Annotated in this window: 18 protein-coding genes; 8 read left to right on the top strand and 10 right to left on the bottom strand. The window is 36.2% G+C overall.

Annotated elements, in window-relative coordinates:
* Positions 1–16 precede the first annotated feature (16 nt).
* Positions 17–613, top strand: a complete 597-nt coding sequence (ribA, locus tag ACTJJF_RS21270) for a GTP cyclohydrolase II (protein WP_123841101.1) — start codon at positions 17–19, stop codon at positions 611–613.
* Between the two features lie 332 nt (positions 614–945).
* Here the strand turns inward: ribA and ACTJJF_RS21265 are convergent, their stop codons facing one another.
* The gene (locus tag ACTJJF_RS21265) at positions 946–1,479 is read right to left on the bottom strand and encodes a hypothetical protein (RefSeq protein WP_312304811.1); all 534 of its coding nucleotides are present in this window, start codon (positions 1,477–1,479) and stop codon (positions 946–948) included.
* Between the two features lie 114 nt (positions 1,480–1,593).
* On the opposite strand from ACTJJF_RS21265, the gene ACTJJF_RS21260 reads away from it, so the two are divergent.
* From ACTJJF_RS21260 to ACTJJF_RS21240, 5 genes are read left to right on the top strand one after another with little or no spacing between them, the layout of a single operon-like run.
* Positions 1,594–3,312 carry a glycoside hydrolase family 3 protein gene (locus ACTJJF_RS21260; protein WP_440700951.1) on the top strand — a complete coding sequence of 573 codons (1,719 nt, stop codon included), beginning with the start codon at positions 1,594–1,596 and terminating at the stop codon, positions 3,310–3,312.
* A gap of 4 nt (positions 3,313–3,316) precedes the next feature.
* Entirely contained in the window at positions 3,317–4,465 is a 1,149-nt protein-coding gene (gene bshA / locus ACTJJF_RS21255) for an N-acetyl-alpha-D-glucosaminyl L-malate synthase BshA (protein ID WP_312304816.1), read from the top strand.
* Between the two features lie 28 nt (positions 4,466–4,493).
* Entirely contained in the window at positions 4,494–5,756 is a 1,263-nt protein-coding gene (locus ACTJJF_RS21250; RefSeq protein ID WP_440700950.1) for a DUF2851 family protein, read from the top strand.
* A 1-nt stretch (position 5,757) separates the two neighbouring features.
* The gene (locus tag ACTJJF_RS21245) at positions 5,758–5,979 is read left to right on the top strand and encodes a PspC family transcriptional regulator (RefSeq protein ID WP_034695702.1); all 222 of its coding nucleotides are present in this window, start codon (positions 5,758–5,760) and stop codon (positions 5,977–5,979) included.
* Positions 5,980–5,982: 3 nt separating this feature from the next.
* Complete coding sequence (locus tag ACTJJF_RS21240; protein WP_440700949.1) at positions 5,983–6,495, top strand: GNAT family N-acetyltransferase; 513 nt, start codon at positions 5,983–5,985, stop codon at positions 6,493–6,495.
* Positions 6,496–6,698: 203 nt separating this feature from the next.
* Here the strand turns inward: ACTJJF_RS21240 and ACTJJF_RS21235 are convergent, their stop codons facing one another.
* From ACTJJF_RS21235 to ACTJJF_RS21220, 4 genes are all read right to left on the bottom strand, one after another.
* Positions 6,699–7,433 (bottom strand): SIMPL domain-containing protein, encoded by a 735-nt coding sequence (locus ACTJJF_RS21235; RefSeq protein ID WP_312304824.1) that lies wholly within the window; start codon positions 7,431–7,433, stop codon positions 6,699–6,701.
* A 91-nt stretch (positions 7,434–7,524) separates the two neighbouring features.
* The gene (locus ACTJJF_RS21230) at positions 7,525–8,256 is read right to left on the bottom strand and encodes a carboxypeptidase regulatory-like domain-containing protein (protein WP_440700948.1); all 732 of its coding nucleotides are present in this window, start codon (positions 8,254–8,256) and stop codon (positions 7,525–7,527) included.
* Positions 8,257–8,389: 133 nt separating this feature from the next.
* Positions 8,390–9,199, bottom strand: a complete 810-nt coding sequence (locus ACTJJF_RS21225; RefSeq protein WP_440700947.1) for a hypothetical protein — start codon at positions 9,197–9,199, stop codon at positions 8,390–8,392.
* A gap of 6 nt (positions 9,200–9,205) precedes the next feature.
* A complete protein-coding gene (locus ACTJJF_RS21220) occupies positions 9,206–9,952 on the bottom strand; it encodes a hypothetical protein (protein WP_440700946.1) in 747 nt (248 codons plus the stop codon).
* 182 nt (positions 9,953–10,134) lie between these two features.
* Between ACTJJF_RS21220 and ACTJJF_RS21215 the strand changes: the two genes are divergently transcribed.
* Both ACTJJF_RS21215 and ACTJJF_RS21210 read left to right on the top strand, forming a co-directional pair.
* The gene (locus tag ACTJJF_RS21215) at positions 10,135–13,275 is read left to right on the top strand and encodes a UvrD-helicase domain-containing protein (RefSeq protein WP_440700945.1); all 3,141 of its coding nucleotides are present in this window, start codon (positions 10,135–10,137) and stop codon (positions 13,273–13,275) included.
* A gap of 122 nt (positions 13,276–13,397) precedes the next feature.
* Positions 13,398–13,622 carry a hypothetical protein gene (locus tag ACTJJF_RS21210; protein WP_312304838.1) on the top strand — a complete coding sequence of 75 codons (225 nt, stop codon included), beginning with the start codon at positions 13,398–13,400 and terminating at the stop codon, positions 13,620–13,622.
* A 99-nt stretch (positions 13,623–13,721) separates the two neighbouring features.
* On the opposite strand, the gene ACTJJF_RS21205 is transcribed toward ACTJJF_RS21210, so the two are convergent.
* From ACTJJF_RS21205 to ACTJJF_RS21185, 5 genes are all read right to left on the bottom strand, one after another.
* On the bottom strand, positions 13,722–14,231 hold the full coding sequence (locus ACTJJF_RS21205; protein WP_065401136.1) for a ferritin: 510 nt from the start codon (positions 14,229–14,231) through the stop codon (positions 13,722–13,724).
* A 127-nt stretch (positions 14,232–14,358) separates the two neighbouring features.
* Positions 14,359–14,805: a hypothetical protein gene (locus ACTJJF_RS21200; protein ID WP_440700944.1), complete on the bottom strand. Its 447-nt coding sequence runs from the start codon at positions 14,803–14,805 to the stop codon at positions 14,359–14,361.
* 188 nt (positions 14,806–14,993) lie between these two features.
* Entirely contained in the window at positions 14,994–15,971 is a 978-nt protein-coding gene (locus ACTJJF_RS21195; RefSeq protein WP_440700943.1) for a hypothetical protein, read from the bottom strand.
* Between the two features lie 139 nt (positions 15,972–16,110).
* Positions 16,111–18,762 carry a 4-alpha-glucanotransferase gene (locus ACTJJF_RS21190; RefSeq protein ID WP_440700942.1) on the bottom strand — a complete coding sequence of 884 codons (2,652 nt, stop codon included), beginning with the start codon at positions 18,760–18,762 and terminating at the stop codon, positions 16,111–16,113.
* 151 nt (positions 18,763–18,913) lie between these two features.
* Positions 18,914–20,080 (bottom strand): T9SS type A sorting domain-containing protein, encoded by a 1,167-nt coding sequence (locus tag ACTJJF_RS21185; protein ID WP_440700941.1) that lies wholly within the window; start codon positions 20,078–20,080, stop codon positions 18,914–18,916.
* Between the last annotated feature and the right edge of the window lie 535 nt (positions 20,081–20,615).

The following is a 20,615-nucleotide window of genomic DNA, read 5'->3' as shown; positions in this document are numbered from 1 at the left end:
ACTAATTGAACAATCAATGATTAAAATTCAGGCGGAAGCCAATGTTCCTACAGAGCACGGTACTTTCCGAATGATTGCTTTCTCCGAAAATGAAAACGACTGGATGCCGCATATGGCTATCGTCGCTGAGAATACGGATTTTACAAAACCTGTAAATGTCCGTTTTCATTCTGAATGTATTACCGGAGAAGTTTTCCATTCAAAAAAATGTGAATGCGGACAGCAGCTTGATGCTGCAATGAAATACATCCACGAAAATGGAGGAATTATTATCTACCTACGTCAAGAAGGCCGAAATATAGGTATCATCAATAAACTGAAAGCTTACTCTCTACAGGAAAAAGGACTTGATACCGTACAGGCCAATCTCCAACTGGGACTTCCTGCTGATGACAGAAACTTCGGTGTAGCTATTGAGATCCTTAACCTACTGGATGTAAAAGACATCAACCTTCTTACCAACAATCCTGAAAAGGTAAAATATGTGGTAGACAGCAACATTCATCTTAATTCAAGAGTACCCTTACAGATTCCTGCTAACGAAATAAGCAAAGGCTATCTGCAAACCAAAAAAGATTTCTTTGGACATCTGCTGGATGACAATGATAACTAGATAAAACAAAAGCTTCAGTTTTTCTGAAGCTTTTTATTTGGAATCATTTGAAGACCAATGCGGCAGAGTTTGATCTGCAAAATACTTAGGTTTTGGCTAAAGCCAAATGAATGTTATATATTTGAATGAACGGGCTAAAGCCCGTTTCTATTGATGACAGCAATCTGACTCAATTCAATACTAATTTTGATTCAATAATAATGGACTCTTCTGGTCAGATATTTATTTAATTCTATATGGTGATTCCGCTTTACCATTTATAAAAATCAAAAGCCCCGAGATTTCTCCCAGGGCTTTCTTTAATTATAAAAAACTGAAAAGATATTTCTTAATTAATTTACATTGACTGTCTGTACTTTACTTTCATCAAGATTGTAGTACTTAACAACAGCATTGTAATCACTGTAATCTACATTGGCTTTTTTACCAGCAGCTGCTTTACCAGCATTAGCATAAACCAATACAATTCTAAAAGTCTGATTATTTAAATATGTACCAGCTTCCGCAGAGGTCAATGTAGCCGGAGCAACACCTTCTGTGAAAATCTCCACCTTCTGACTGTTAAACAGGAAATTATATTCCAGCTCTCTACTGTTTGCTAAATAATAGGTTTTAGGAATAAGTTGCCAAGCATTACTCGCTGTAGGATCCTTTCTGTATACTAATACAACATCAGTACTCTGAAGATTAAGCAACTCTACATGTGCATAATTATTTGAACTGTTTAAAGAAACATTTACGTCCTTCATTACAGGAAGAGTATCACTGTCTACAGGATTTTGTACAACAACATCATCATTGTTATCACAGCTATAGGCTAAAAAACCAATACCGGCAAGTAATATAAATGGAAGAATTTTTTTCATTTTATAAAAGTTTAGTTATTATTTATATTGCGTATTCAAATCATATACCAAAAATTTCAAAAACATTGTTTTCCTGATTTTTTTAATTGTATTTTTGTTCTTATTCAAAAAGTCATGAAGAAATTATTATATAGTTCACTCTTTATTGCCGCATTGATAAGCCCTAAGGTGAATGCCCAGTATCAACCTAAAAATGCTTCCGCAGATGATCTGAAAAAAGCAAAGCAGTGGGTTGATAAAACGTACAGAAATCTTTCACAGGATGAAAAATTAGGTCAGCTTTTCATTGTTGCACTGTATACCAATAAGGGAGAAGACTATATCAGCCAGATAAGAAATATTGTTACCAATGATAAGATCGGAGGATTAATTTTAATGCAGGATGATGCTGCAAGGGAAATCAATCTGGTGAATGAGTTTCAGCAAAAGTCCAAGGTGCCTTTGATGATTGGAATGGATGCGGAATGGGGACTGTTCCAGAGAATTGCAACAGCTCATAAATTTCCGTGGGCAATGACATTAGGGGCAATCCAGGATAAAAATCTTGTGTACCAGATGTCTGCCAAAATTGCAGAAGACTGTCACAGAATGGGGATCAACTGGGATTTTGCTCCTGTAGTGGATGTCAATACCAATCCGAATAATCCTATTATCGGAAACAGAAGTTTTGGATCTGAAGTGAATAATGTGATCAGTTCTGCCCTATCCTACTCCAATGGTTTGCAGGATAATAATATACTGGCAGCCATCAAGCACTTTCCAGGTCATGGTGATACCAGCACAGATTCTCACCTGGATCTTCCGGTAGTTTCTCACAATACAGACAGACTTAATACTGTAGAGCTGGCACCGTTCAAAGCTTTGATGGATAAAGGAATCGGAGGGGTGATGGTGGCTCATTTATATGTTCCGAGTTTAGAATCAGGGAAAGGAATTCCTGCATCAGTTTCTAAAAACATTATCACAGGATTACTGAAAGATAAGCTGGGTTACAAAGGCTTAATTATCACAGATGCTTTAAATATGGGTGCTGTAGCCAATAAATACAAACCTGGTGAACTGGATGCTCTGGCTTTTAAAGCAGGAAATGATATCATGCTTTTCTCTCAGGGAGTTTCTGAAGGAAAAAAACTGATACAGAAAGCCATTGATAAAGGGGAGATTCCTCAGAACAGAGTGGAAGAAAGTGTAAAGAAAATCCTGTTAACAAAATATTTCCTGGGACTTACACAGTACACTCCGAAAAATCCCGAAAACATCAATGCTGATTTAAATAATGATTCTCATAAAACATTGGTTCAGAATCTTTATGCCAATGCACTGACTTTATTAAAGAATGAAAAGAAACTGCTTCCGCTTACCGGAAAGCAAATTTATTATATTCCGCTGGAAGAGGCTCCTTATCAGACTTTTGCCAATAGACTTGGGAACAATGTAATCATTAAAAAAGCAGGTGAGATCAATACTATTCCAACGGGATCTACCGTAGTTGTAGGTTTCCATAAGGATAATTCAACGGCGTATAAGCCTTATAAAATTTCTGCAGAATCCAAAAAAGTTCTTGCTGATCTGACTAAAAATCAAAATGTAATTCTCAATGTATTCGGAAGTGCTTATGCATTAAAGGATATTGATATTTCAAAAGTGTCAACCGTTCTTGTTTCTTATGAAAATAACGATGATTCAATGAATGCAACGGCTGATGCCCTGAACGGAAAAACAAAAATATGGGGCAGGCTTCCCGTACTGGTAAACGACCAGCTGAAAGCAGGTATGGGAATAGATCTTAATACCTCTGCATTACCCAATAACACAACATCAAAACAACAATAATCCAATGAAAATAGGCATACTTTGCTATCCAACCTATGGAGGAAGCGGAATTGTAGCAACAGAACTTGGAATGTCTCTTGCCAACAAAGGATATGAGGTACACTTCATCAGTTCTGCACTTCCGGCAAGACTGGACATTACCAATCCTAATATTTTCTTCCACAGGGTCAATGTTCAGACCTATCCCCTTTTCCAGTATCAGCCTTATGATATTGCGTTGAGTTCGATGATCTACAGGGTGGTCAATCTTTATAAACTTGACCTGCTGCACGCTCATTATGCCATTCCTTATGCTTATGCGGCATTTACGGCAAAGCAAATGCTTAAGGAAGACAATAATGATATTCCTTTGGTGACGACTCTCCATGGTACTGATATTACTCTTGTAGGTCAGCACCCTAGTTATAAACATGCAGTAGAGTTTTCCATCAACCAGTCTGATGCGATTACTTCTGTTTCTGAAAGTCTGAAAAAAGATACGCTTCAGTTTTTCAATATCAAAAAAGAAATCCAGGTAATTACCAATTTTATTGATAATTCTGAGTTTGACGACTGCTCTGAATGCCAGAGAACGCAGTTTGCCAATCCTGATGAGAAAATTCTGATTCATGTCTCCAATCTTCGCCCTGTAAAGCGTGTAGATGAAGTTCTGCAGATTTTCAAGAATGTGGAGAAAAAGGTAAAATCCAAACTGATCATCATTGGTGAAGGTCCTGATATGGAAAAAGTGAACCAGTTTCTGGAAGAAAATCCTGAGCTTATCTCAAAGATTCGTCTTTTAGGAAAGGTAAATGATCTTTATAAAATCTTACAGCTTTCTGATGTATTTCTTCTTCCTTCTGAGCAGGAAAGCTTCGGTCTTGCAGCATTGGAAGCCATGGCCGCTTATACACCGGTGATCAGCTCAAATGCCGGGGGAATTCCTGAGGTAAATATTCAGGGAGAAACAGGTTATCTGGCGGAGATCGGAAATGTGGAAGCCATGAGTAACTATACTATTAAGCTCTTGAGCAATGAGGAACTTTTAACTCAAATGAAGAAAAATGCGAAAGATCAGGCCATTAAATTCGATTTGAAAAACATTCTTCCTATATATGAGAAAATGTATAGAACAACGATAGAAAATTTTAATAAGGAGCTGACGAAAGTATAATTTTTCTATTATATTTACCGTCACACTTATGACGGAAAAATTACTTCAATATCTTTGGAACTATAAGGTTTTCAAACATTTTGACTTCAAGGATATTGAAGGTAATCCCGTCGAGATCATCCAATTCGGAAAATGGAATAAAAATGCAGGTCCGGATTTTCTGGATGCAAAAATCAAAATCAACGGTCTGGTAATCGCAGGAAATATAGAACTGCATGTACGCTCCTCCGACTGGATTTTTCATAATCATTCTCAAGATCCTAATTACAGTAATATTATTTTTCATGTCGTATTTCAACATGATATAGAAATCAGTGAGCTTACCGGAAAAAATGTTCCAACGTTGGAGCTTAAAGATTATATTGATGAAAATATCCTTGGGAAATATGAAAAGCTTGTTGATGAAAATAAGTTTATCGCCTGTGAGAGTATTTTCAACAAAGATAAAATCCCTATTTTTTTTCACGAAGAAAATATCCTGAAAAAGCTGGAAGAAAAATCATTGGAACTGGAGCAGAGTCTCACCCTGCATAAAAATAATTTTGAAGCGGTTTTGTTTCATAGCTTTGCCTATTCTTTCGGTTTAAAAGTAAATGCCTTTATCTTCAGACAGATTGCGGAGAGTATTGACTACTCCATCATCAATAAAATCCGGCAGAACCCTTTTCAGCTTGAGGCTTTATTGTTCGGAATTTCAGGATGGCTTGATCACCCGAAGGATGAACAGATGAAAATCTGGAAACGGGAGTTTGAATTTATCAGGGTAAAATTTAAAATTCCTGATCTAAAACTTCATCCCAAATTTTTAAGATTAAGACCTCCTAATTTCCCCACTATACGGTTGTCTCAGCTGGCTGATCTTTACTTCCGGCATCAGAATTTATTTTCCAAAATCATCGGAGTCCGAAATGCAGCACAAATTTATGAGGTATTCACACCCATTAAGGCTTCTGAATATTGGGATACTCACTTCAATTTCGGAACAGTTTCAAAGGTCCAGCCTAAAACACTAAGCAAGGATTTTATGGATCTCATTATCCTGAATACCGTGCTTCCTTTAAAATATACTTACCACAAATATCACAGTGAAGAGGCTGCAGAAGAAATTATAGAGCTGTATAAAAATATTACTGCAGAAAAAAATTCGGTGATACAGAATTGGAAAAACCTTGGGGTGAATATAACGAATGCTCTGGAGACTCAAAGCCTGATTTATCATCATAAAAATTTATGTGAAGAAAAAAATTGCTTAACTTGCAGTATTGGATTTAAACTTTTAAAAGAATCTTAAAATGCTGAGTAATATTCGTCACAAAATGGAAAGAGAATGGTTTGGTGTTCTGACGAGAACGGGTGCTAAGCTAGGAATTCCTGTATCCAAATTAAGGATTTTCTTCATCTACTCTACTTTTGCCACGGCCGGTTTTTTCTTTCTGATCTATCTGGGTCTGGCATTTACTTTGTGGATTAAAGATATTTTTATCACAAGAAGACCAAGTGTCTTTGACCTATAAATTATGGAATTTTTACCGATTACTTCAGCCGAAGATCATAGAATTCAGGAAATCTATGCTTCTTATACCAGTACTTTTCCTGTAGACGAACAAAGGGATCAGCAACAGTTTTTAGATTTATTTTCAAATCCGAAAGTAGGATTTATGTCTGTAGTACATGAATCCGAAGCGGTGGGTTACCTCATCTTATGGGAACTCGGATCATTTGTTTTTGTAGAACATTTTGAAGTATTTGAAGCTTTCAGAAGTAAAAAACTGGGATCTTATATTATGACCCACTTATTAGAAAACTATCCGAAAATCATCCTGGAAATTGAGCCTGCAGAATTAAGTGAAGATGCTCAAAGACGTTATTCTTTCTATCAGAGAAACAGTTTTGAACTGATTGATACCACGTATGTACAACCAAGTTACGGAGAAGGTAAGCAATCTTTGAATTTATGGTTATTAGCCAATTATTCACCTGAGAATGTTGAGGAGCTTAAAAGCATTATTTGTAAAACTGTTTACCCTTAAAAACAGACAACGCCAGAAATTCCGGCGTTTATTTTTTGTTGATATTCTGCTAAATGTCACAGACATCTGCAATGACCTACAATATCTAAGTTTTGGCTAAAGCCAATGGATAGTTTTATTTTTATTTAATCGGGCTAAAGCCCGATTCTATTGAATATAATGAATGTATTTTATAGCCAACAACTTTTAATACTCATACGGAATTAGTTCACTTCGTATTCCAGCTTTATGGTAATACTCGCTTCTTTTTCCTTGGAAGAGGTATTAAAGGTTCCGCCATAGGAATAGTCTTCATTTGAATTGGGTGCAGTAATCTGGATCACTCCCATTGTTGCCTTTTTAAGATTACCGAGACCGCTTCCTGAATTTTCTGCAATTTTCTCGGCACGTTCTTTAGCATCTTTTGTAGCAGATGCAATCATTTCCTGTTTCACAGTGGCTAATTTGGTATAGAAATAAGCGGGTGAAGAAGAGGTGAATTCAATTCCCCGGTTGATAATTTCCGTAATATTTCTGGAGAGATTTTCAATTTTGGCTACTTCTTTACTTTCAATAGAAACTTTCTGTGTCAGATTATATCCTGAGAATTCACCCTGTACATAATTTCCGTTGGAGTCATTATAACTTCTGAACTGCTTCTGGATATCTACGGATGAAAATACAATCTCATTTTGTTTTATTCCTTTTGAAAGCAGATAATCATTGATCACTTTTCTGTCCAGTGCAAGTTCATCATAAGCTGATTTAAGATCTGAATTATTTTTGGAGAAGCTTCCGGACCAGGTGATAAGGTCTGAGGTAAACTGTTTTGTTCCCAATCCTGTAACGGAAATTGTATTTTCAGATTTGTTTCTGTTTTTGATGGCATTTCCGAGGAGGCCTAATCCGATTACAAAACCTAGGGCTCCTACTGCAATGGCAATAATGTTTTTATTCATAAAATTTGCGGCTTTTAATTGGTTGTTATCATTATTGCATCAATTTTCATTCCACTATTTTAAGATATTTTTAACATTTCTGTCAGGTATCTTACTTTTGATTCTGTTTCATTTTTTCAATGAAGAGAGGTATTGTTTCTTCCAGCCTCAGCATCACTCCTGAAAGATTTCTGGCCTTTACATAGGTACGTACATGAGGTTTTACTGCAAATGAAAATTCAATGAATTCTGAAATCCGGTCTGCAGGAATCCCTGCTTTGGTAAAATACTCATCCTCTATTCTTTTCCGGATCCAGAGAATATGTTCCTGGAGGTCATCATACTTGTACAGTCTTTTCTGCCTTCTTGCTTTACCGCTTATAAGATCATAAACACCCTGTACATTCAGGTTTCCTAAAAGGATAGGTAAAAGAACACTTTTTACCTCTGCCGGTTTTTCTCTCATCTTCCCTACAGGCTGCGGAAGTCCTACGGCATCTCTCACCTGTTCTCCTTTATCTACTTTGGCCACAATCCTGGAATCCACTTCCAGATCTCCGGTGAGCTTTTTTACGATCTTTACTTCTCCCACATCCCTGGGAATCTGATACAGCGTAATAAACAGCTGAGAATTGATTCCATTGGTAAGAACTCTTCTGGATGTTCTTTTGAAATCTTCTTTTACAAATCTCAGCTCATCGTTGGGATTAGCATCAATAGAAAACATTCCTTCAGCATCAGAGTATACTTTTTTATCCGTAGCGATGTTAATGACAATAACTCCGCTCAGGTTTCCTCCTTCATCATCTACAATTTTCCCCGTTACCGTTTGTTGAGAAAACAAAAAGGCACTATACAAAAAAGCAAAAAGTAGAAAACTTTTTTCCCGGTATTTCTTTGTGATATTTCTAACGCTGTAATTCAATGTATTCTTTATTCTTAAAAAATCAGTGCTGTAAAAAAGGATTATTATCCATTTATTTATCAGACAATTTATTCATTTTACGATATTCAGCAAAAGCGATCATCAGTTCCATCTTAACAATATCATTTTTGAAATCTTTTCTGTGTTTCTTAGCCAGTAAGCGGGTTTTATTAGCATAAAGAAGAAATGTATCTATCTGTTCTTCACTCATCCCGTATTTTTTCAGAAAATTCAGATTAATTTCATTTTTCACCCTGTTCAGGAAATCCTGTGTTTCATTATAATTGGCCTTGGTAATCTTTGGTTTCGAAGCTTTTTTGATCAGACCGGTTACAGCTTTGAAAACACCCATTATATCTACATTCCCTGTTTTGAAATCATGCCCTTTAAATGTTTTCGAAATTGTATTATCCGGTAAAGGCTCATTGAGCGGACTGTACATATACTCTGACATTTCAGATTTTAAAGCCCTTATCTTTCCCGATTCATTAAGGTGCTGGTTGTCTTTGGCAAGGTTCCCTGTGAGTTTGTATGTAATCTTCACTTCGGGAATCTGTATCTCCATTCTTTGAAGTGAAACCTGAAGTGAATTGCTCAGATCTTCTTTGGTGATCTTCTTATCAAACCGGTAATAGCCATCTTTAACGAATCTGATTTCGTCATTTTCTGCAACATCAATTTCAAAATTTCCCTGATCATCACTTTGCGTATGCTGACTATTAGAAATATTGATAATTAAAACAGGATTGATATTAAAACTGCCGCTACCGGTAATTTTTCCGGATACTTTCTGTTGTGCAAATATGAGCGGGCCCGCAGACACAAGTACAAAACAGATTCCTGATTGTAGATATTTTACCATCGCTGTTTACCGTTGGGATTGTGGAGTGCGGTATGTTGCAATTCTGGTCAGAACAAGACGTTGAAACCTGTTGAGATCTGCATCACTGCAAAAACCATATTTCAGGATTTTTTTCCTTTCAAAACCTCCGGCAAAAACATAATAAATAAAATGATCAATCTGTGCCTTATCTATTTTAAGATCTGTAAAGTAGGTCTCACCGAGACTTTTTTTGATATAGCTCATCAGGTCGATATCATCCCATTGATCTTTAACTTTTCCGATAGCAAAACCTTCTCCTTTTGGCTGTACAAATTCTCCGGGTCTTGCAGCCAGGATTCTCGGATCAGATTTTTGTTTGATATAACGGCCTAACTCGGCTTCTAGCTGTTGAACCTTTCTAGGCTTATTATAAGTTTTTGAATCTATTTTCAGATTTCCGGTAAGTCCCTGTTTTACCTCAACCTCAGGAATCTGAATTGTGATTCTTGTAAGAGTGATATTCATAGGAGACTGTATATTTTCCTGGGAAACCCTCCTTGTAATTCGTTCATAACCTGGTTTTACAAAACGCAGTTCGTCTCCTGTTTTTCCGGCAATCATAAAGTGTCCGTCTCTATTTGAAATGATCATTTCATCAGTCCGGATATTGATCACATTTACATCCTGTATTTCAGCACCGTCTTCTGAAGTAATCTTTCCAAAGATATAAGTCTGGGCATGACTATGAACGAAAAATATAAAGGATAAAAGAAAGAATAGTTTAAGTTTCACGGGCTATTTTTTATAGAACAAAGCTAAAATTATTTTTAAATGTAACCATAAGTTTAACCACAGTTAACGCCTTTTAATATTTCTTTTTGATTTTTGTCCTTTAAACTGTTAAATAGCCATCCCTAATTGTTAAAGTTTCTTTTAAATTTTAGCTAACTTGCAGTCTCAATTCTCTTTTAACAATGCAAAATTCTTATACAGTCATCAATGCTTCAGCAGGATCAGGAAAAACATATGCCCTGGTTCAGAGGCTTCTGATGATCTGTCTCCGCTATCCTAATCAGCAGCAATCGATCAGGAATATTCTCGCTCTGACTTTTACCAATAAGGCGGCCAACGAGATGAAGGAAAGAATCCTGTCCTGGCTGGGAAATTTCTCTGCCAGTGACTATGCAGAAAATACAGACCTGAAAAACATTCAGAAAGCATTTGAAGAACAGGGATTAAAGATTACCATCGATGAGCTTCATCACCGTTCTAAGAAACTCCTTGATTATATCCTTCACAACTATTCTACTCTGAATATCGGGACTATTGACCGCTTTAACTCGAGACTCGTAAGGAGTTTTTCTTATGAGCTGGGACTTGCGAAGAATTTCAATCTTGAAATTGAAGCTGAACCGTTTCTAATTGAAGCTGTAGATAAAATGCTGGATCAGATTGGTGACAATGAGACGATCTCCAATTCTTTCATGGATTATGTAGACTACAGCCTTGAAAACAACGAAAGGATCAATCTTAATAAAAACCTTTATGATTCAGCAAAAGAATTTGTAAAGGACATTCATTACGAGCATCTGAAAAGCAATAAGAGTTTTGATGATGCCCATTATGAAAACATAAAAAATACCCTCAGAAAAGAAATCGTTCTCAATAAAAAGAAGTCTGCTGAATTGGCGGCTCAATCCATTGAACTTTTTAAAGCCAGGAATATTGAGATCGAAGATTTTGCCCAGGGAAAAAACGGAATCGGAGGTTTCTTTACCAAAGTCATTGATTTTTACCAACAGAAGAGAACCGGGTTTCCTTTCCCTACCACTTTGGAAGAATCTGTAATTAATAATTACAGGAAGGGGGCCTCTTCAAAGTCAAAACATAAAGAGGCCGATATTCTGGAAATTCTTGACCAGCTGATTGAGAACAGGATGCAGCTTATCCGTTTATTTATTGAGACCCAGAAAAAGGAGAAAGTTCTTTCTGCCCTGCTTCCGTTAAAAGTAAATAAAGATATTCAGGATGAACTGAGGAAAATTGAGGAAGAAAACGATCTTGTTCTTCTTTCAAAGTTCAATATCCTGATCAATGAGAACCTTCGGAATGAACCTTCCGCTTTTATTTATGAAAAAGTAGGTTCCCAGTTTCAGCATTATTTCTTCGATGAATTCCAGGATACATCGGAACTTCAATGGCAGAATTTTGTACCGTTGAGAGACCACAGTGTTGCAACGGAGTACACTTCATTTACACTGGTTGGTGATCCTAAACAGAGTATCTACAGGTTCCGGGGCGGAGAAAGTAAGCTGATGCTGGATATTATCAACAAAAAGGAATTTTCTCCGAAAGAAGCCGATCTTCTTGTCTTAAAAGATAACTGGAGAAGTGCCCGAAATATCGTACAGTTCAACAATGAGCTTTACCGGTATCATTCTGAAGGCCTGGAAGAGGAGCATAAAAATATTTTCGGAACAGATGCCGAGCAAAGTCCGAAATCAAAATTCGACGGGCGGGTAAAGGTCAACCTGATTGAAAATCTTACCAATGAAGAATTCTATGAAGACACCTCAGAAAGGATGCGGAAAGATATTCAGGAATGTCTGGATAATGGGTTTAAATTTTCAGATATTACCATCCTCTGCCGTGGGAACTTCGATATTTTCAGTTATTCACAGAAGCTGGGAAATCTGAAGGTAAAATATCACGGTGAGGAAACCAATATCAAGACTATTTCGGATAAAGGGCTTACTCTTGAGCTTTCCAATACATTGAAAGCCGTTATTGAGTTCCTGAGATGGGATATTAATCCGAAGAATAAGCCTTGTCTGATCATGATGATGTATCATCTGAATACATTGGGGAAAATTCATATGGCGGATTTCACATTGGAGATGAAAGAAATTCTGGATATTGAAAGTCACGAAGAAATTCTTCTGTTCCTTCAGCAAAAATATTCGCTACAGCTTAAACAGGATAATTTTCCAAGGTTTAACCTCTACAACTTTATTGAATATTACATCAATGAGTTTTCTGTGGAAAATAAAGAGACAGATTTCCTGCTTAATTTCCTGGAAATGCTTTTCAATTTTACCCAGAATGCTGGCGCCAGCACGAAAGAGTTTCTTAAATACTGGGATGAAGAAGCTTCATCGTACACCATTCAGGCGTCTGAAAATATTGATGCCATTCAGATCATGACCATCCATAAATCCAAAGGGCTGGAATTCCCGATCGTTTTCATTCCCATGATCAATAAAAACAGGGATAATGAATTTACCAACTGGTTTGAGACCAATGAAAGTGATGCCCTAAAATCAGTCAACATCAATCAGTTCAACAAGAATCTTGAGGTTTATGATGAGCAAATACAGGAGTTTAACAAGAAGAATTCTTATAAAAATTTGATTGACAGGCTGTGTCTGCAATATGTAGCGACAACGAGACCTGTAGAACAATTGTTTTTTTATCTTCAAAAAGCCAACAAAACTTCTAATAATCTTGAGCTTCTGGAATTTCTTCAGACCAAAAATACAGAGAATGCAGATGAGTTTGATCTGTACGAAGTACATCCTGAAATGCTGAAGAAATATTCGAAAACGAAAAGTTCATCTTTTAAAACACAGAATATTGAGGATCTGAAGAATATCAATGAAAAAAGCACCTCGATCAAGATTGCTACGCCTTCTAAAAATTATCAGGTAAGGAATGAGAAAGTGAGGATCGGTCTTTTCGTGCATGAACTTTTATCAAAAATCAATACTGAAAAGGATATTTCTAAAGTGTTGGAAGGCTATGCCCTGGAAGGTCAGATCACCATTGAAGAAAAAAATGAAATAGAAACTACCTTACGGGAGATCGTCAGAACCTATGCTGAATTTTTTGATGAAAAATGGGAAGTGATCAATGAAAAAGATATTATGATCTCTGAAAACGGAGAAAGTCATATTTCACGTCCTGACCGTATTCTGAGGAGCGATGAAGGGTATATCATTGTAGATTTTAAAACCGGGGAACAAAAAAGCAAAGATGAAGCCCAGGTGCAAGGTTATAAAAACAGTCTTGAAAGGCTTGGTAAAAAGGTTCTTAAAACCCAGGTTATCTATCTCTGATCTTAAAAATAAAGCAGCTGTAAAAAGTTGCTATTTTTTTCCCGGAATTTAAAAGGTTTTATTATTTTTAATCAGTATAAATAAAACAGAGTCAATTATTTATCTGATTGAAATTATTAACCATGAAAATATATTTAATCTCATTCTTAATAAGTCTGACTATAACAGTACTTTCCGGGACCATTATATTCAATATTATTGATTATATAGATCCGCCCGTTACTGAGGAAGGGTTCAGATATATGCCAACGGAAAATCTTGTAAAATCTTTTTTCTCCGGTATTCTCATAGGAGCTGTTGTCTTTATACTGGCTTTGAGAATACAACGCCAAAGGCAGAGAAAGTAATTTAACAGATTGTTGCTAAAGCTTATTACTCATACTTTCTCCCATAAAAAAACCGCCATTTCATAGAACAGCGGTCTTATATTGTAGAAACCTTCCGGTTTAAGCAGTTGCATCAGGAGTAAATACTCTCTGTGACAATTCCTGATCAAAAAGATATAATGCAGAAGGGTTATCACAAACCATTTTAATTTTGGTAACATATTGAGAAGCGCTGGCCTCTTCTTCTACCTGTTCGTTGATAAACCACTGCAGGAAAGATGTAGTAGCAAAGTCTCCTTCTTCGTTTGCATTCTTTACGATATTGAAAATACTTTTAGTTACAATCTTCTCATGTGCCAATGCTTTTTCGAAAATATCTGTTGCATTTTCGAACTCATGCGGAGGTTTTGCAATTTCTCCGATAATGATTTCTCCGCCTACATCATTTAAATAATCAAACATTTTATCAGCATGCATCAATTCTTCTTTGCTTTGTACTCTGAAGTAGTTGGCAATTCCGTCAAGATCTTTTCCTGAAAACCAGGCAGACATTGAAAGATAATATTGAGCGGCATATTGTTCGTGAGCAATCTGTTCGTTAATTAATTTTGCAATTTTTTCGCTAACCATAAGTATTAAATTTATAGTCAAAAATAGGGAATAAATGCCCGAAATCAAAAGTTTTACAGAAAATTAATACAGAAAGGATGGAAAAATATCCATCCTTTTCACATTAAAAAATCAAAATTACGAATTGTTATTTCGCTTCAGGAGCTGCTGTATTCATCGGTTTTTTCATCATTTTTCTATCCTTCATTGCCATTCTTCTGTGCTCCATCTTTTCTTTTCTGTCAGCCTGCCATTTATCATATTGCTCAGGGGTAAGAATTTTCTTCATATCAGCATCCATTTGTACTCTTTTCGCTTTCATTTCTTCCATCTTAGCTTGTCTGTCTACCTTACTTTTTTCAAACTGCGCTTTCATTTCTGCTTTTCTTTTATCCTGAAGTGCTTTTACCTGCGCTACCTGGGATTGGTTCAGATTAAGGTCTTTCTGCATTTTTTCCAGATGTTCCTGTTGTCTCTGCTCCATTTTTTGCTTCATTTCAGCAGTTCTTGCCTGTTTGTCCTGTGGAGTTGTCTGTTGTGCCATTGCAAAACTTCCAATCCCGATAAATGCTATTGCTAAAACTAATTTTTTCATCTTTTTAAAATTTTAATTAATTGTTATTTTTGTTATTATACCTTTTTGATTATGAATTAAAACACAAGTTAAATTAACAAGTTCATAAATAATGTTAAATTTTAACAAAAATAAATCAACCATAAATAAAAAAAAGGACAGATTATAAAAACCTGTCCTTCACACCACTTAAATATAATATATGAAAATTAATTCTTTACCAGACTGCCTCTGAATCCGCCATTGCTGCGATTATTCCGGGCCGGAGCGGAACCTTCAGATTTTCTGAATCCACCACCATTCCCTCTGAATCCACTGTTATCTCTTGACGGAGCACTTTCTCTTCTTACTTCACTGTTTCCTCTGAAACCCTCTCCATTATTTCTGAAGCCGTTATTATTTGAATTTCCACGGAAACCTCCGTTATCTGAATTTCCTCTGAAGCCCCCGTTGTTATTTCTTACCTCATTGTTTTCATTTCTGAAACCGGAATTGTCATTTCTGCCATTCCCACGGAATCCACCTGAATTTCCATTGTTATTGTCTGAATTTCTAAATCCGTTATTCGGCCTTTTATTGGTTCTGACAATTTCAAAAGTAGGATTACCTGATCTGCGGAACCTTGAGCGGTCTACCCTATAAATATTGATATTCACATTTCTGTATCTAGGCATCACAGTATATCTCGGTACATAATAGGTTCTTCTGTAATTCTGAAAATATACAACAGGGCTCATTCCTCTGTAGTAATTATTCTGGAAAACAACAAACACTCTTGGCCCTAAGATCCTTTCCAATGCATAGAATCTGTCATAATACCATCTGTCCGGATTATATCGGTAGAAATTATCCCATGCAGAAAAACTTGCATACAGATTATTCAATCTCATAATCTGATCTACTTGCCAGCGGTTTAATCTGTTCTGAATGAAGAAACCGTTCCAATCGATATTAATGATACTGTTTCTGTAATCGTTATAATAACTTTGATAATAGTCGCCTGGATAGTAGTCCTGAGGATAATTGTAATAATAATCATCAGGGAAATAATTTCTGTCATCTTCATCGCTGTAATAGCCGTTTCCATTCTGATAATAACCGTCATCATCCCAACCATTATTCGGATATCCCTGAGCGGACGTCAAAACGCCTAGTCCCAAAGCTAATCCTAAAAATATTTTTTTCATCTCTATAGTCGTTAATTGGTTAATATATAGCAGAATATCTTAATTCTATCTTTTTGATACAAATAAAAAAAAGAAGTTAAATCCGCAGATCAAACTTCTTTTAAAATTTTATTAACTTACTGATAATCAATTGTTAAATTTACATCCTTCCACTATCTTTTATCCAGGAAGCAATTTTTTCATTGAACAAATGTTTTTCTTTCAGGTCTTCAAGGTGAATATGCATTCTGTAGCGCCAGTAATGAGGAAAAACAGCAGGGTTGTTAATTCTTTCATTATCTATGTTGCGGTTAGAAAGGTCTGCATCCGTTGCCAGAAACTCCTGGATCGGGAAAATAGCTAACATAGACTCGTTATACAAGTGCTGTTTCATAATGATTTCTGCCAGATGGGGCGTTAAATCCTCAGGGGCTTTTCCATATTGAATCAGCTGTTGATTAAAGTATTTTTGCGTCAGGGCAGGATCTTCTTTCCACCATTGTCTCAAAGTTGAGCTGTCATGCGAAGAGGCAGTCACCACATTCATATAACTTGCATTTCTGGGATCATAGAATGGAATATTTTCAGCAGGCATACGTTGCACTTTCAGGGCAATAATTGCCAGTTCGTCCATTACCACAGGGACACAAGCAGGAACCATTCCAAGGTCTTCACCACAGATCAGCATCTTTGTCGCATTAAGAATCACAGGAAGTTTTTCCATCGCCTTTTCATACCACAAATGATCCTGTCTTCTGAAGAAATAATCATGATACAGGTCGTAGATACTCTTTTGTTCCCATTCCGGCAGGTATTTATAGGATTCTGTATTGTATACATTAAATCTCGGATGGTAAACCGTCTCCCCTTTTCTTTCTTCAGTTAAAAACAGAACGTTTGCACAAAGCGAAACCAATTTTTCCTCGAGCGGCCCTCTTGGATTCTTTTTAAAGAAATCTACCAGTTTTCTCTGCGTTTCAAATTCCTCTTTAAATGAGTAAGTACCATCCTGATTACGATCTATGAACTCAAGGGCTTTTTCGCTCTCTTTTCCAAAATATTTCCATAAGATCTCATTATTAATAAAAGGCTTACAATACCTGTCAAAATTAAATGGAATCTGCCATGCTTTAAATTCATCTGCTACAACAGGAACGGCAGGATAAAAATAACCTAAAATCCCCTGAACGGCAGAAACAGGCATTCTCCAGATCCTGAAGAAACCTAAAATATGGTCAATTCTCATGGCATCAAAATATTGTTCCAACGCCTTGAATCTGTTTTTCCACCATCTGTAGTCATCATCTTTCATGGCCTCCCAATTGTAGGTAGGGAATTCCCAGTTTTGGCCAAGTTCAGTAAACTGATCCGGTGGTGCTCCCGCCTGGAAATCCATTCCGAAGAGTTCCGGCTCAGTCCATGCTTCTACCGAATATCTGTAAATACCGATCGGAAGATCTCCTTTTAAAGAAATGCCAAGATTGTGGGTATAATCTACAGCATCTTTCAGCTGAAGATGAAGCTGATACTGTACCCATGCATGCAGCATCGAAAGATCATAATCTTTACTTTTTGCAGTAAAAAACTGTGAGATTTTCCCTGCAATATATTTCTTATGGGTTTTCCAGTTGTTGAAATTAGGCGTCTTATACTTATCTCTTAAAACACAGAATGCAGCATAAGGAACCAGCCAGTTTTCATTGTCTTTTATAAATTTTTTGAAATTTCTGTCCTTATAAATTTTGTCTTTTTCTGCTGTAAAAACGGCCTGTAAATATTTCCATTTGCCGGCAATCATTTTTTCATAATCAATCAGATCAAGAGCATTTAAGGCTTCTTTTTCAGCATGGTATTCTTCAACGACATCTTTCGGTAAAGAATAATCAAGCTTTTCTATTGAAATATATTGCGGATGCAGGGCATACACTGATACTGCTGCGTAAGGATAAGAATCTGTCCACGAATAATTAGCTGTTGTATCATTGATCGGAAGAATCTGGATAATTCCAAGATGAGTTTCTTTCGTCCAGTCTGCCAGCTTTTTTATATCTGCAAATTCTCCCACACCAAATCCTTCTTCACTTCTCAAAGAGAATACAGGGACTGCCACTCCTGCATCGTGATACATCTGATATCCTTTAAATCTGAAATAATGATTGGAGACAATCTGCAGAACGTCGGGCATCGGGTTGGTAGCTGTAAACCGGTTTTCTCCGGTCTCAACGTCAATTACCCTTTTCTCTTTTGTATCATAAAGACAGTATTTGAACTGAATCATTTCGTTTTCAGGAATTTCCACAGAGACCTCCCAGAGTCCGAAATCCGTTTGGGATAGAGGAATAGCTTTTTCATAATCCCAACTTCCTAATGAGGGTGTGCTTCCAAATAAAACCACTCTCCAGTCAGGATTATATACAGGAGCTTCTATTCTGAATAGATGAGTATGTTTTTTTAAAATGGCTGCTTTCTCCGGAACGAACGTATGCAGTTTATTATAAAGGATCTTATTATTCAGATAATTTTCAGGAAAGTTTTTATTGTTCCATTCATCGAAAATAACAAACTCCTTATAGTTGTGAGGAAAATGAAGATGGTGAGGAACAAACTCTTCCCTTAATACATTTCTTCTTTCATCCACCACACGATACTGATAGGATATGGATCTTGAAAAATAATCCACTTCACACTTCCATAATCCATTCTCAGCATAAAACATAGTATGGATATGAGCTGCAGTACCTTCCCCGTCAATCACCAGTTCCAGATTCTCTCCGGCCTTTACAATATATCCTACATTAAAGTATAACTTCATCTATATTTTTTTATAAAAGTACATTTTAATATCGAAAAATAAAACTTATTGAATATCAAATAATCATTAAAAAACCTTTCACAAATACTGGAAAGGTTTTAAAATAAGTCAAATTTTTTGAAACTTTATATTCGTTGTATTTTACATTTAATTATTTAGTAACTAAAACCTTTTTGTTCAGGATTATTTTTCCTGATTCATCCGTAATGCTTACAATATATGCTCCGTTTACCAAGTCCTTAAGATCAACTTTTTCATCCAGGGAGCCGTCTCTTACAGATAAACTCTTATTCATCACATTTTTACCTGACATATCAAATACATTCAGTTTGATGTTTCCTTTTACATTTTTATTATTGATGTGAACATTAATATGATGTTCATCCACCCTTGTAGGATAAATATCGAGGTTGGTCAGTGTATTTACCGCAGTTGCTTTATTATTTACAAAATATTTGCTTGCAAGATCATAGATATGCAGACCTTTCTCCCCCGGAAGTTCCCTGGCCTGTAAAGTTTCAAGGTCTACTTCGTATAATGCGGCTCCTTTAGCACTGGCGATTATTACTTTCCCTTTGGCATTTACAGCAGAACCATTTACAGAATAATTATCCGGAATTCCTGCAATTTTGCCTATATATTTAGCTTTTAATTCTTTTGTTATCACTTTGAAAACATTTCCTGAAGCTGAAAAAACATAAAAATTATTGTCAGCATCAGCAATCATATCCCCTCCGAAACCTGTTTCCATAGCAGTAAACGAATTCTTGCCATTGGAAGTATCATCTTTTATGATACCGAGGGCATTTACAGTATAGTTACCATCTTTTTTACTGATCTCGAGAAATTGGGTTCCCGCATTATTTACAGCAAAAATATTTCCGTTATATCCTGTTGCCATTCTCGTCATATGAGAATTGATATCACATGAAGACACTCTTGCCACATTATTTTCAATCAGTGTGATCTCTTTCGTCTGAGGATGTAATACATAGATATTAGACGAAAACATAGGCATATATACCAGGTTATTATTGGACGGATCATAAGCCAATGCTGCCATAGTAACTGCCTGAGAGTTGTTATAGGAATTTCTGTCTTCAGCTATAACACCTCTTTTCCCTTGAGAAAATACCTTTGCAGAAGAATCAGCACTGAAAAATTTTTCACCTGAATTTCCGCTCGTTGCATCAATAGCACGGAAGTCATTAAAACTAATGCTTTGGGTGTCCTTTCCTGTAATGGCAAAAATATCCTGTTGAGCCTGTACGCTCACACCTAACATCAGAAAAAATAGAGGGAATAAATGTTTTTTCATAATATGTATATTTTAGATTCGTAATCATTTTAGTATGACTAAGTTAAGTAAAATAAAAATATAAACATAAAAAAACACCAGTATTTGAATACTATTTATAATAAATTAATATGAATGATGCGATAATCGCAATTATAAGATAACCTCTATGATTTACTTATCATGACAACCTTCTCATCTTCCTCATCACTCTATTATTTTCAGGAGCTTGATCCCGCTATCCACTCATACTCCTCACGCCTTTGTGCTCCCATCCTTAAAACCAGCTGCTTCTCCAACCCATGCTGCGGGGTAACCGTTACTATCGGGGCTAGGGATGGGTGATTAGAAATGAGCAATGAGTAATGAGTAATGAGCAGTCCGGAATTATATCCCCAATGATAGGGCATAAATATTGAAGGCATTATCATCTGTTAAAATCCTGTGGTATCTGTGGTAGATTATAAAACCAGCATACCACTCTGGAAAATGAGTAAACCACACCTCATTCAATAGGGACGGGCTTTAGCCCGTTCTCATCCAAAAGAATAAATTC

It is taken from the genome of Chryseobacterium sp. 22458, from assembly GCF_052044975.1.
Classification (GTDB): Bacteria; Bacteroidota; Bacteroidia; order Flavobacteriales; family Weeksellaceae; genus Chryseobacterium.
Note: the sequence above shows the minus strand (reverse complement) of the source record. Positions and strands in the feature narration are given on the sequence as shown.